The 15,262-nt window shown below is 70.2% G+C and carries 1 protein-coding gene and 2 pseudogenes; all 3 read right to left on the reverse strand.

The window, feature by feature from the left end:
- Window positions 1-133: 133 nt before the first annotated feature.
- Window positions 134-5,326, reverse strand: a pseudogene (locus Saso_RS25370) (type I polyketide synthase); the annotation flags it as partial.
- 63 nt (window positions 5,327-5,389) lie between these two features.
- Window positions 5,390-9,493, reverse strand: a pseudogene (locus Saso_RS25375) (type I polyketide synthase); the annotation flags it as partial.
- A gap of 58 nt (window positions 9,494-9,551) precedes the next feature.
- Window positions 9,552-15,152 carry a type I polyketide synthase gene (locus Saso_RS25380; RefSeq protein WP_461791941.1) on the reverse strand — a complete coding sequence of 1,867 codons (5,601 nt, stop codon included), beginning with the start codon at window positions 15,150-15,152 and terminating at the stop codon, window positions 9,552-9,554.
- Window positions 15,153-15,262 lie beyond the last annotated feature (110 nt).

Below are 15,262 nucleotides of genomic sequence, written 5' to 3' on the forward strand. Positions count from 1 at the left end.
GCGAGGGGCGGAGGGGGTGGGTCGGTGACCGGTGCGCCGGTCCGGCGTTCGATCACGTCCCGGACGTGTCCGGCGAGCCCATGGGGAGTTCGAGCCGTTCCCCCAGTTCCTCGGCGGCCAGTTCCGCGGTGGGGTACTCGAAGGCGAAGGTGGCCGGGATGCGGACGCCGGTGAGCGCCGACAGCCGGTTCCTGAGTTCGATGGCGGTCAGCGAGTCGAAACCGATGTCGAAGAAGGAGGTGTCCGGTCCGACCTCGTCCGCAGAGACGTAGCCGAGGATCGCGACGACCTCGCGCTGGACCAGGTCGACCAGGATCTTCCCTCGCTGGTCCGGGGCCGCCCCGGCCAGCCGGTCCGCCAGGGTGTCGGCCCCGGTCGCCCCCTCACGGGCGGGCCGCCGGCCGACCCGGACGAGGCCGCGCAGCAGTGGGGGGACGGACGCGGAGTCGGTCCGGTCCCCGGGCGTGTGGAGTTCCATCTTCGCCAGGACCTGAACGGCGTCACGGTGGAGCAGCGCGAGGTCGAACAGCTCCATGCCCTCCTGCGCCGTGAGTTCGGCGTTGTTCCAGCGGTCGAAACGCTTCAGGTTGGCCTCGTCGAGTTCGTCCAGCATGCCCGATCCCCGCCCCCACCAACCCCACACCAGTGAGGTCGCCGGCAGTCCGGCGGCACGACGGCGTACGGCCAGCGCGTCGAGGTAGGAGTTCGCGGCAGCGTAGTTGCCCTGCCCCGCTGAACCGAAGATCCCCGAAAGGGAGGAGTACAGGACGAAGGCCGCGAGGTCGAGATCGCGCGTGAGTTCGTCCAGGATGCGTGCCGCATCGGCCTTCGGGCGGAGCACCGCGTCGAGCCGTTCGGGCGTCAGGGACGTCACCACGCCGTCATCCAGCGCGCCGGCTGTGTGGATCACGCCGGTGAGGGGGGCGTCCTCGGGAACCGAGGCCAGAAGCGCGACCATGGAGTCCCGGTCGGACACGTCGCACGCCACGATCCGGACGAACGCGCCGAGCCCTTCGATTTCGGCTTCCAACTCGGCCGCGCCCGGTGCGTCCGGGCCCCTCCGGCTGACCAGGACGAGGTTTCTGATCTTGTGCTTGGAAACCAGGTGCGTGGCCGCCAGGCGACCGAGCCGGCCCGTACCGCCGGTGATCAGGACCGTGCCCTCGGGGTCCAGCGGACGGCCAGGGGCATCGGCGGGGGCTGCCTTGACGAGCCTCGGCACCGCCACCGCGCCGCCGCGCAGTGCCGCCTGAGGCTGCCCGGACGCGAGTACGTCGGGCAGGCGCCGGGCTGACGCCTGCGTGCCGTCCGTGTCGACCAGGACGATGCGGCCCGGGTTCTCGGACTGCGCCGAACGCAGCAGGCCGGCAGCCGCTGCGACGGCCGGATCGGGAACCGGGTCCCCGTCCCGGACGACGGCACCGGCCCGGGTGAGAGCGACGAGAGGAACGCCCTGGAAGGCGGGTTCCGCGAGCCATGCCCGGACGACCTTCAGCACGCGCCCGGTGAGGTCCCGGACGGCGGCGAGGTCCGTTCGTCCGTTGCCGGACACATCGAGGAGGAGCATGCCGGGGGGCGTTGCGGCCACGGCACGGACGTCCTCGGCAGTCGTCACGCGTGCGACGTCGGGCTCGTCCCGCACGCTCCTGACGGAGACGGGCTCCCAGGCCACCCGGAACATCTGCTCCTGGGACGCTCCTGAGCCGACACGCAGCGACTCCGGGACCACCGGCCGCAGGACCATCGAGTCGACGGCGGCCACGGGTGCGCCGGAGGCGTCGGCCAGGCGCAAGCGGATCGTGTCGAGGGCGAGCGGTGTGAGGTGGACCCGCAGTGCGGAGGTTCCGGCGGCGTGCAGTCTGACATCGCGCCAGACGAACGGCAGAGCGAGCTTCGGGCTCTCACCTGCCATGTCGGTGCGGAAGGCACAGGCATGCATGGCGGAGTCCAGGAGGGCCGGGTGCAGGCCGTAGTGATCGCCCTTGCCCGCTGCCTCGGGCAGGGAGACCTCGGCGAACACGTCCTCCCCGCGCGTCCACGCCCGGCGCAGGCCCCGAAAGGCCGGACCGTAGCCGTATCCCGCCTGCGCCATGCCGTCGTAGGCGTCGGCGAGGGCGTCCGGGTCGACGGCGGTGGCGCCGGGCGGCGGCCACCGGGTCAGGTCGAAATCGGCCCCGCCCTCCTCCGGCACCAGCCGTCCGCAGGCATGACGGGTCCAGCTCCCCCGTGGACCGGCTTCCTCCCGGCGGGAGTGGATCTGGACGGTGCGGTGGCTGGATCCGTCGGGCTCGCCCACCCACACGCGTACCTGGACACCGCCGCTCCCGGGCAGCAGCAGGGGGCGCTCGATGACCAGTTCGCCGACCAGGCCGCACCCGATCTCGTCGCCGGCGCGGACCGCGAGTTCCACGAAGGCCGCTCCGGGCACGAGGACGATTCCGGCGGCCGCGTGGTCGGCGAGCCAGGGGTGCGTGCGCAGCGAGAGCCGGGACGTGAACAGCACGCCGTCCGAGCCGGGGATCTCGGTGACCGCGCCGAGCAGGGGATGGTCCGCCGCGTCGAGACCGAGGCCCGGTGCGTCGCCGCCGGCGTCCGCCGCGTCCAGCCAGTAGCGCCGACGCTGAAAGGCGTACGTGGGCAGATCCACGGGCCGCTCCGTACCGCTGCCGAGGACGGTCTCCCAGGTGATCCGGACGCCGTGGGTGTGCAGATGGGCCAGCGAGGCGAGGAACCTGCGGGGCCCGCCCTCGTCGCGGTGCAGCGTCCCGGTGACGACAGCGGGTGCCTGGAGCTCCTCCAGCACGTCCTGGACGCTCTGCGCCAGCACAGGGTGCGAGCTGATCTCGACGAACACCCCGTGTCCTTCACCGGCCAGGGTCCGAACGGCCGGGTCGAACTGCACGGTCTGCCGCAGGTTGCGGTACCAGTACTCGGCGTCCAGTTCCGTGGTGTCCTGGAGTCGCCCGGTCACCGTGGAGTAGAGCGGCACACGCGAAGGCCCGCAGGGGATCGCAGCAATCGCCTCGAGGAAGGACTCGCGGAGCACCTCCATCTGTGAGGAGTGCCCGGCGGCGTTGGCCCCGAGAATCCTGCGGGCGTGGATGCCCTCGGTCCGGCACCGGGCGAGCAGCTCCTCCAGGGCGGGCAGTTCACCGGACACGACCACCGTGGAGGGTCCGTTGACCGCGGCGATCTCCAGGCCCGGCCATTCCTCGACCAGCACGGACACGGCCTTGACCCCGGCGACGAGGGATGCCATCCCCCCGCGTCCCGACAACTCGGCGCGGATGGCCTCGGCCCGGTAGACCACGAGGCGGGCGGCGTCCGGGAGGGACAGCGCACCGGCAAAACAGGCAGCGGCGATCTCTCCCTGGGAATGGCCCACGACCGCGTCCGGGACGACCCCGCACGCTTCCCACAGCGCGGCGAGCGACAACATCAGTGCCCACGACACCGGCAGCACGACGTCGAGGTCGTCCAGGGACCGGGCGCCCTCCGCCTGCCGCACCACGTCGAGCAACGACCAGCCGGTCAGCGGGTCGAGCGCCTCGGCGCACGCGGCCATGCGCGTCGCGAACACGGGCGACGCCTCGAGCAGTTCCCTCCCCATGCCCGCCCAGTGCGAGCCCTGGCCGGGGAACACGAAGACGGTCCGGCCCACCACGCTCTCGGCCGTTCCCCTGACGACTCCGGTCGCGGACTCCCCGGCGGCCACGGCGTCCAATGCGGCCAGCGCCTCTTCCCGGTCCTCGGCGAGCACGACCGCACGGTCGGGGAGAAGACCCCGGCTCCGCACCAGCGACCGGCCCACGTCGAGCAGGTCCAGCTCTTGACGTTGCCCCAGGAACGAAGCGAGGCGCCCGGCCTGGCCGGCGAGGCCCGCCTCGCCACGGGCCGAGAGGACCAGCGGCACGACCGAGTCGCCCAGCACACGCGCCTTCCCGTCGGGCGGGGTCACGGATGTCTGCTCGGGCGCCTGCTCCAGGATGACGTGCGCGTTGGTGCCGCTGACGCCGAAGCCGGAGACCCCCGCACGACGAGGACGGCCGGTCTCGGGCCACTCGTGCGCCTCGGCCAGCAGCTCAACAGCTCCCGTGGACCAGTCCACCTGAGGCGTGGGCTCGTCCACGTTCAAAGTCCGCGGCAGCACACCATGCCGCATGGCCATCACCATCTTGATCACACCGGCGACGCCTGCCGCATGGCCCGCGTGTCCAAGATTCGACTTCACCGAACCGAGCCACAGGGGCAGTCCGGGGTCACGGCCCTGACCATAAGTGGCGAGCAGGGCCTGTGCCTCGATCGGGTCGCCCAGAGGGGTCCCGGTGCCGTGCGCCTCGACGATGTCGACATCGGCGGACGACAAACCAGCCGAAGCGAGTGCCTGGCGGATCACCCGCTGCTGCGACGGCCCGTTCGGCGCGGTAAGTCCGTTGGACGCGCCGTCCTGGTTCACCGCGGTGGCCCGTACGACGCCGAGAATCTCATGTCCGTCACGGATGGCATCGGAAACCCGCTCCAACAGCAGAACACCCACGCCCTCGGCAGAGTTCGTTCCATCTGCGGATGCCGCGAACGCCTTGCACTGGCCGTCCGTCGCAAGACTGCGCATACGCGAGGCCAACACCAAGCCAGCCGGAGTGCACATCACGCTGGAGCCCCCGGCCAGCGCCAACGACGACTCTTCCGAACGCAGGGACTGTACTGCCATGTGCAGGGCTACCAGGGACGACGAGCAGGCCGTGTCGATCGTGACTGCGGGCCCCTCGAACCCGAGCGTGTAGGAAACCCGTCCCGACAGGACGCTCGCCAAACCGCCGGTCATCAGGTAGCCCTCGAGCTCGTCGGGGACGCTGTGGAAACCGGTGGCGTAATCGTGTCCGCCCACGCCGGCGAACACCCCGACGTTCCTGCCACGCAGAGCAGCCGGGTCGATGCCCGCCCGTTCGATCGCCTCCCACGACGTCTCCAGCATCAGACGCTGCTGCGGGTCCATGACCAGCGTCTCGCTTTGTGAGATGCCGAAGAAACCGGCGTCGAACTCGCCCACGTCGTGCAGGAACCCGCCTTCGCGTACATATGTGGTGCCGGTGCGATCGAGGTCCGGGTCGTACAGGTTCTCAAGATCCCAGCCCCGGTCGGTGGGGAACGGGCCGACCGCGGAACGGCCATCGGCGATCAACTCCCACAACTCCTCGGGGGAGGACACCCCACCGGGGAACCGGCACGCCATGCCCACGATGGCGATCGGTTCATCGGAGCTGTCGCGGATCTTCTTGATCTCGGATTCGAGCCGCTCGTTCTCGATCAGTGAAGCCCGCAGCGCCTCGACAAGCTTTTCCTCTGAGCTGGTCATTCCCTGTCTCCCCTCGTTCCGGTCGTGGGTCCGCTACTGCTTCCCGGCTTTCCTCATCGCCCGCTCCACCAGATCGTCAGCGTCCATCTCCTCGATCAGCAGCCTGGCGTCCTGCTCCGGTCCGGCGGTGTCCGGCGCCGTGGCACCTTCACCACCGGGGCTCGCCACCAGGTGCAGGAGCTTCTCCATGAGCCCGAGTTCCTGGAACCGGGACAGAGGCGTGCTGACCAGGACCCTGCGGATCTCGTCCTCCCGACCCGCCAACTCGCCGACGGCGTCGGGGCACAGTTCCGCGAGCAGCCGGCGCATCAGGCCCCGGGGGGTGGGATGGTCGAAGATGATCGTGGCAGGAAGGCGGATCCCCACGAGTCCGGTGAGTCGGTTGCGGAGTTCGACGGCCAGCACCGAGTCGAAGCCGACCTCCTGGAATGCCCGGTCGGGGTCGACCTTGCCGGGTGCCGAATGGCCCAGGACCGAGGCGACCTCGCGCCGGATCAGATCCAGCAGCAGCTGCTCCCGCTGAACCGGAGGCGTGGCGGCCAGCTGTTCGGCGAGGCCGCCCAGGCGGGAGGCTGCCACCTGCCGAGTGGTCCGACGGCCGGCACGGACGACCGATGTGTCCGTGGTCTCGGCGTGTTCGGGCGAGGGCGGCTGGAACGGCTCGGCGACAACGGCGTCAGCGGTCAGTACCGGAGCTGCCGTGGCGTCCACCAGCTCAAGACGGCTCACCCCTGCCGCGTCACGGGCAGCACGTACCCGGACCGCTGCCGCACCGGAAGCGAGCAAGGCGACCCCGCTCCACCGGGTCACGATCATGCCCGGCGGAAGGACCGTGCACACCGCCGCGTCCAGCAACGCCGGATGCAGGCCGTAGCGGTCGGCGTCGCTCACCGCCCTGTCCAGGGCCACCTCGGCTGCGGGGCTGCCGTCAGGCCACACCGCGCCGGAAGCCGACGGGGACCCCGTCACCGGGCCGGGCACCAACATGCCGTGCGCGTGACGGGTCCACACCCCCTCCAGGCCGGCATCGTCCGCACGGGAGAACACCTCGACCGCCCGCCGCCCCTGCCCGTCCGCCTCCCCCACGGTCATCTGCACCGCCCTGCCACCCCGCAACGGCAACAGCACGGGCCGGTCCACACTCAACTCCTCGACCACCGCACAGCCCACCTCGTCACCCAAGCGGATCGCCAACTCCACCAACACCGCACTCGGCACCACGACCACCTCACCGACGACGTGATCACCCAGCCACGGATACGCCTCCACCGACCACCGCGAAGTCGTCAGGAAACCACCCGAGTCCGGCCGACCCACGACCGCACCGATCAACGGATGATCACCACCCACCTGACCCAACGCGACAGCATCCACAGCAGGCGCAGAACGCAGCCAGTAACGCTCGTGATCGAAGGCATACGTGGGGAGTTCCACGTGAGCGGCAGCGGCACCGGCCGGAAGGACACCCGCCCAGTCGACAGGGACGCCCCGCACGAACAGCTCCGCAATCGACGTCAGCAGTCGGCGCGGGCCGCCCTCCCCGCGGCGCAGCGAACCAGCGACGACAGCACGCAGCCGGACCGTGTCATCCGCCTCGTCCACGATCTCGCTGACCGGGTGCACCAGAACCGGGTGTGCGCTCGACTCCACGAACACCGAGTAACCCTCACCCAGGAGGTCGGCGATCGCGGGACCGAAACGGACCTGGCTCCGCAGGTTCCGATACCAGTAACCACCGTCGAGGACATCCGCCTCCTTGACCCACTCACCTATGACGGTCGAGTAGAAGGGAATCAGCGGGGCCTGCGCACGGATGTCGGCGAAGGCCGTTGACAGTACGTCTTCGATCGCCTTCACATGCCGGGTGTGCGAGGCGTAATCCACCGCCACCCGACGCACCCGCACACCATCCGCCCCAAGAACCTCCAGCGCTTCATCAAGCGCCTCGGCATCACCCGCGATCACCACCGAGGACGGACCGTTGACCGCCGCCACCTCAACTCGATCAGCCCACCGCTCGATACGGCCGGCCACTTCAGCCTCGGACAGCGCCACCGACGCCATACCACCCCGGCCCGCCAGACTTGCGGCGATCACCTGACTGCGAACCGCCACCACCCGGGCCGCATCCTCCAACGACAACGCACCCGCCACACACGCAGCCGCGATCTCACCCTGCGAATGACCCACCACCGCATCCGGCACCACACCCACCGACGCCCACACCGCAGCCAAACCCACCATCACCGCAAAACTCGCCGGCTGCACCACATCCACCCGCTCCAACAAATCAACTGGAGCATCCCCACGCAACACATCAACCAACGACCAGTCCACCCACCGCTCCAACGCCGCCGCACACTCCCCCACCCGCTCCGCAAACACCCCCGACGAATCCAGCAGCTCACGCCCCATCCCCACCCACTGCGAACCCTGCCCAGGAAAGACGAACACGACCTTTCCGGCCCCACCCAGTGCCGACACACTGCCCGTGACCACACCGGGATGAGACTCACCCCGCGCCAGAGCACCAAGCCCCGCCAACGCCTCAGTACGCGAACCGACCACCACCGCGCGCTCGGACAACACCGCCCGCTGAGTGACCAACGCGCCCGCCACGTGCGGCAGTGACACCTCACGCGACTCCACGAAGGACGCCAACCGCTCGGCCTGGCCCGCCAGGGACCCGACGCTCTTCGCCGACACCACCAGCGGCACCACACCATCGCCGACGTCGACCATCGACTCAGGCACAGACTCCAGAGGCGTCACGGACTGCTCTTGCGGGGCCTGCTCCAGGATCAGGTGCGCGTTCGTCCCGCTGACGCCGAAGGACGACACGCCCGCGCGGCGCGGCCGGCCGGTGTCAGGCCACGCACGCGACTCGGTCAGCAACTCGACCGCACCCGCCGACCAGTCCACCTTCGTCGACGGAGCATCGACATGCAGCGTGGGCGGCATGATCCCGTGCCGGAGCGCCTGCACCATCTTGATCACACCGGCCACCCCCGCCGCCGCCTGCGTGTGACCGATGTTCGACTTCAACGACCCCAGCCACACCGGCCGCTCCTCGGGCCGGTCCTGCCCATAGGTCGCGATCAGCGCCTGCGCCTCGATCGGATCACCCAGAACCGTCCCCGTCCCATGCCCCTCCACCACATCCACATCCGCCGGCGAAAGACCCGCATTCGCAAGCGCCCTACGGATCACCCGCTGCTGCGACGGACCATTCGGCGCCGTCAGACCGTTCGACGCACCGTCCTGATTCACCGCACTGCCACGGATCACCGCGAGCACCCGATGCCCGCGCCGCCGGGCCTCCGACAACCGTTCCAGGACCACCACCCCGACGCCCTCGGCCCAGCCCGTGCCGTCCGCGGCGTCCGCATACGACTTGCACCGGCCGTCCACGGAGAGTCCGCCGTGGCGGGAGAACGTCAGGAACGCCCCCGGCGTCGCCATCACCTTGGCCCCACCCGCCAGCGCCAGCGAGCACTCCCCCTGCCGCAACGCCTGCGCCGCCAGATGGATCGCGACCAGCGAGGACGAACACGCCGTGTCGACCGTCACCGCCGGTCCCTCAAGACCGAGCACGTACGACACCCGGCCCGAGGCCACACTCGACGCCGCCCCCGTGCCGATACCCCCCAGCTCGGCATGCACGGTGCCGTCCGCGAAGTAGTCGGTGCCCATGACTCCGGAGAACACCGCGACCTCTTGGCCCTTCAGCGTCCCCGGGTCGATCCCGGCCTGTTCCAACGCCTCCCACGAGGTCTCCAGCAGCAACCGCTGCTGTGGGTCCATCGCCAGCGCCTCACGCGGCGAGATCCCGAAGAAGCCCGCGTCGAACTCCCCCGCGTCATAAAGGAACCCGCCCCGGGGCACATAGCGGGTGCCCGCCTCGCCCGTCTCGGAGTCGAACAAGCCCTCAAGATCCCAGCCACGATCGGACGGGAAACCGGACATGCCGTCCCGGCCCTCGCTGACCAGCCGCCACAGATCCTCCGGACCCGCCACACCACCGGGCAGACGGCACGCCATACCCACTATCGCAACCGGCTCCCCCGAGGCCTCCAGGAGCCGGCGGTTCTGCTTCTTCAGCGAGCCGACCTCTTCGAGCGATGCCCGGAGCGCCTCGACGACCTTTTCATAAGGAGCACTCACTTGAAATCCTCAACTATCAGGTGCCGCAGGGTCACTTGTCGCCGAGCGCCAGCTGCACGAGATCGTCGACGTTCAGGTCGGCGATCGCGGTCTCGTCATCGGCGTCGTCCACCATGCCGATCGGCGGTTCGTGGTCATCGAGTTCCACCAGCCTGACCAGGGCGTCCAACAGTCCGGCCGCCCGGAGCCGGGCGAGGGGGAGCGATGCGAGCCCGCGCCGCAGCCGCGCCTCGTCCACGTCCACGTCCGGGTCGGCCGTGACGCCGTCGGGGATCACTTCGCGGTGGAGGTGGCGGGCGAGGGAGAGCGGGTTGGGGTAGTCGAAGACGACGGTGGCGGCAAGCTTGAGGCCGGTGGCCCCACGAAGGCGATTACGCAACTCGACCGACGTCAGCGAATCGAACCCGGAATCCTTGAACGCCGTCTCCGCCCCCACCTTCGCCATCCCGGCATGGCCGAGGACCACCGCCACATGACCACGCACGAAATCGAGCAGCAACGCCTCCTGCTCCTGCGCTGAGAGCCCTGCGAGCCGGGCGGCAAGACCGCCACCGCTCTCCCCCACCCCCACCTGCCTGCCCCCCGCCCGAACCTGCCGCCGCCCGCCCTGCACCAGACCGCCCACAAGCCCGGGCAGACCCCGGCCGGCCGCGGCATCGGCACGCAGCCTCCGCAGATCCAGCTTGATCGGCACCACCAGAGCGGCCGAACCCCGCAAAGCCGCGTCGAACAGCGCCATTCCTTCGGCGGGGGCGATGGGCAGAATGCCGCCGCGGCTCATACGGGCCTGGTCGACCGCACCCAGGTGAGCGGTCAGTCCGGCGGACTGCTCCCACAGGCCCCAGGCCATCGACACACCGGGCAGGCCCGCCGCGCGCCGCCGGTGAGCCACCGCGTCGAGGTAGGCATTGGCCGCCGCGTAATTGCCCTGCCCCGCCGAACCGATCAAACCCGACGCGGAAGAGAACACCGCGAACACCGACAGATCCATGTCCCGCGTCAGCTCGTCCAGATGACCGACGGCCGCCACCTTCGGCCCGAACACATACGCCAACCGTTCCGGCGTCAGCGCGCCGATCACACCGTCGTCCAAGACGCCGGCGGTGTGGACGACACCGGTCAGCGGATGCTGCGCCGACACAGAACCCACAAGCTCGGCCACCGCGGCCCGGTCAGCGACATCACACGCCGTCACCACCACCGATTCGGCACCCAACTCGCCGAGCTCGGCGACCAGCTCCCGCGCTCCTTCGGCCTCCATGCCACGGCGGCTGACCAGCAGCAGGTGCCGGACACCGTGCTCGGCCACCAGGTGCCGGGCGACCAGAGTGCCCAGGGAGCCGGTGCCGCCGGTGACCAGGACGGTGCCCTCGGGGGCGAAGGCGTACGCGCTCTCAGTCTTGGTTCCGGTCTCGGCGCCAGCGTCGGCGTCGGCGTCGGCGTCGGCAGCGGCAGCTCGCTCGGTCTCGACGGCGGCCGCGCGTACCAGACGCGGGGCGGACAGGGCCGTGCCGCGAACGGCGACCAGCGGCTCCCCGGTGGCCAGCACGGGCCCGAGGACCGGACCCGCTCCGGCGGACCCGGCGGGGTCGAGGTCGACGAGCACGATGCGGTCGGGGTTCTCGCTCTGGGCGGCGCGGATCAGGCCCCAGACCGCGGCACCGGCCGGGTCGGTGACGTCGGCGTCGCCGCCCGCGGGCATCGCACCCCGGGTGATCACCACCAGCTTGCCGTTCTCGAAGGCCGGGGCCACCAGCCAGGCCTGGACCACTCCCAGCACCCTGACCGTCAGAGCGAGCACCTCGTCACCGCCGCCGGTCCCGTCCCCGTAAGCCTCCAGAACAACCACATCCGGAGCATCGACGGCCGCAGCAGCCACCTCCTCGGCACCGGCGAGCGCCACCCACGACGCCACCCGATCCGAACCCACGGCGGGCATAGGCAGTTCGGCCCACTCGACCCGGAACAGGAAACCGTCACCGCCCCCCGCACCGGCCGCCGCCCCCAACCGGTTTGCCGAGACCTCCCGGAACACGAGCGAGTCCATCGTCAGGACAGGCTCGCCGGTCTCGTCGGCTGCCTGCAACGACAGCACGTCCGGACCGGGAGACACCAGCCGCACCCGCAACGCCGAAGCACCCACCGCATGCAACGCCACGTCGTTCCACGAAAACGGCAGCACCGTCCGCGACCCACCCGATCCGGCAACAGCCTCATCCGGCCGGACAAGCTGCCGGGCGTGCATAGCTGCGTCGAACAGGGCGGGATGGATACCGAACCTCACCGCGGTCTCCCGCTGCTCCTCAGGCAGGACGACCTCCGCGAAAACCTCCTCACCCCGCCGCCACACCGCACGCAGCCCCCGAAACGCCGGACCGAACGCATAACCCCGACCACGCATCTCCTCATAGAGCCCACCGACATCGAGCGGCACCCGCTCCGCACCCACCGGCGGCCACACCGAAACATCAAAACCAGCTATATCCGTACTCCCGGCGATGCCCTTACTCCCGGCCGGAGCCGGCCTCAGCCTGCCGGTCGCATGCCGGGTCCAAACGCCACTGTCGTGATCCCCGGCGGTGTCTTCGGACGCCGAATACACCGTGACCGCCCGAGCACCACTCTCGTCCAGGCCACCGACCGCCACCTGAACCCGCACACCACCCGACTCCGGCACCACCAGCGGCGCCTCGATCACCAACTCCTCCACCACACCGCAACCGACCTCGTCACCCGCACGAACCACCAACTCCACCAGCCCCGTCCCCGGAACCAGCACCACCCCACTCACCGCGTGATCCGCCAACCAAGGATGCGCCCGCAAAGACAACCGAGACGTGCACAGGACACCACCGGTCTCCGGCACCGCCACCACCGCACCGATCAGCGGATGATCAGCACCCGCCTGTCCCAGCGCAACAGCATCGGCAACCGGAGCGGAACGCAGCCAGTAGTGCTCGTGATCGAAGGCATACGTGGGGAGTTCCACGTGGGTGGTGGCGGCACCGGCCGGGAGGACACCCGCCCAGTCGACGGGGACGCCCCGGACGAACAGCTCGGCCATCGAGGTCAGCAGTCGGCGCGGGCCGCCCTCCCCGCGGCGCAGTGAACCACCGACCACGGCGTCTGTGCCGGCCTGGTCGACGATCTCGTTGACCGGCTGGACCAGGACGGGATGGGCACTGGCCTCCACGAAGACGGTGTGACCACCAGCCAGGAGGTCGGCAATGGCGGGACCGAAACGGACCTGGCTCCGCAGGTTCCGGTACCAGTAACCGCCGTCGAGGACATTCGACTCCCGCACCCACCCACCCGTCACGGTCGAGTAGAAGGGAATCAGCGGGGCCTGCGCACGGATGTCGGCGAAGGCGGTTGCCAGTACATCCTCGATCGCCTCCACATGCCGGGTGTGCGAGGCGTAGTCGACGGCGATGCGGCGCACGCGTACGCCTTGGTCTTCCAGCACGTCGACGGCCTCGTCGAGCGCCTCGGCATCACCCGCGATCACCACCGAGGACGGACCGTTGACCGCCGCAACCTCGACTCGATCAGCCCACCGCGCAAGACGCTCAAGCGCCTCCGCCTCGGACAGCGCCACCGACGCCATACCACCCCGGCCCGCCAAATCACCCGCGATGACCTGACTGCGAACCGCCACAATCCGAGCAGCGTCCTCCAACGACAACGCACCCGCCACACACGCCGCCGCGATCTCACCCTGCGAATGACCCACCACCGCATCCGGCACCACACCCACCGACGCCCACACCGCAGCCAAACCCACCATCACCGCAAAACTCGCCGGCTGCACCACATCCACCCGCTCCAACACATCAACCGGAGCATCCCCCCGCAGCACATCGACGAGCGACCAGTCCACCCACCGCTCCAACGCCGCCGCACACTCCCCCACCCGCTCCGCAAACACCCCCGACGAATCCAGCAGCTCACGCCCCATCCCCACCCACTGCGAACCCTGCCCAGGAAACACCACAACCGTCCGACCAGCGACCACAGACGACGACAACCCGCCTGCGACCACACCAGGATGGGAGTCGCCCCGCGCCAGCGCCTCCAGACCCGCCACCGCCTCACCCCGCGAACCAGCCACCACCACCGCACGCTCGGACAACACCGCCCGCTGAGCGACCAACGCCCCGGCCACGTCCGTCAGGGACACCGTCTCGCCGGACTCCACGAAGGACGCCAACCGCTCGGCCTGGCCCGCCAGGGATCCGGCACTCTTCGCCGACACCACCAGCGGCACCACACCATCGCCGACGTCGACCATCGACTCAGGCACAGACTCCAGCGGCGTCACGGACTGCTCTTGCGGGGCCTGCTCCAGGATCAGGTGCGCGTTCGTCCCGCTGACGCCGAAGGACGACACGCCCGCGCGGCGCGGCCGGCCGGTGTCAGGCCAGGCGCGAGCCTCGGTCAGCAGCTCGACCGCACCCGCGGTCCAGTCCACCTTCGTCGACGGGGCGTCGACATGCAGCGTGGGCGGCATGATCCCGTGCCGGAGCGCCTGCACCATCTTGATCACACCGGCCACCCCCGCCGCCGCCTGGGTATGACCGATGTTCGACTTCAACGACCCCAGCCACAGCGGCCGGTCCTCGGGCCGGTCCTGTCCATAGGTGGCGATCAGCGCCTGCGCCTCGATCGGATCACCGAGGACCGTGCCCGTGCCGTGTCCCTCCACCACATCCACATCCGCCGGCGAAAGACCCGCGTTGGCCAGCGCCTTACGGATCACCTGCTGCTGCGACGGACCGTTCGGCGCCGTCAGACCGTTCGACGCACCGTCCTGATTCACCGCGCTGCCACGGATCACCGCAAGGATCCTGTGCCCGCGCCGCCGGGCCTCCGACAACCGTTCCAGGACCACCACCCCGACGCCCTCGGCCCAGCCGGTACCGTCCGCGGCGTCCGAGAACGCCTTGATCCGTCCGTCGACGGCGAGGCCGCCGTGGCGGGAGAACGCCACGAACGCCCCCGGTGTCGCCATCACCGTGGCGCCGCCCGCCAGCGCCAGCGAGCACTCCCCCTGCCGCAACGCCTGCGCCGCCAGATGGATCGCGACCAGCGAGGACGAACACGCCGCGTCCACCGTCACCGCCGGACCCTCAAGACCGAGCACGTACGACACCCGGCCCGAGGCGACACTCGTCATCGCGCCCGTGCCGATGAACCCTTCCAGTTCCGCGGTGCTGAAGCCGTACCCCTGTTCGTAGACGCCGGAGAACACCGCGACCTCTTGGCCCTTCAGCGCCCCCGGGTCGATCCCGGCCTGTTCCAGCGCCTCCCACGACGTCTCCAGCAGCAACCGCTGCTGCGGGTCCATCGCCAGCGCCTCACGCGGCGAGATCCCGAAGAAGCCCGCGTCGAACTCCGCCGCGTCGTGGAGAAACCCGCCCCGGGGCACGTAAGAGGTGCCGGCCTGGCCCGGGGCGGAGTCGAACACGCCCTCCAGATCCCAGCCACGATCGGACGGGAAACCGGACATGCCGTCCCGGCCCTCGCTGACCAGCCGCCACAGATCGTCAGGACCCGCCACACCACCGGGCAGACGGCACGCCATACCCACCACCGCAACCGGCTCCGACTTCTCGGCCTCGAGCTCCAGCACACGCTGATGGGAACGGCGTGCCTCCGCGAGGGTGCGCTTGAGGTAGTCGCGAAGCTTGCTTTCATCTGCCATCGGGCTCAGCTCCTAGAGGCTGTGACAGGCGGCGGTTG

Source organism: Streptomyces asoensis, assembly GCF_016860545.1.
Taxonomy (GTDB): domain Bacteria; phylum Actinomycetota; class Actinomycetes; order Streptomycetales; family Streptomycetaceae; genus Streptomyces; species Streptomyces asoensis.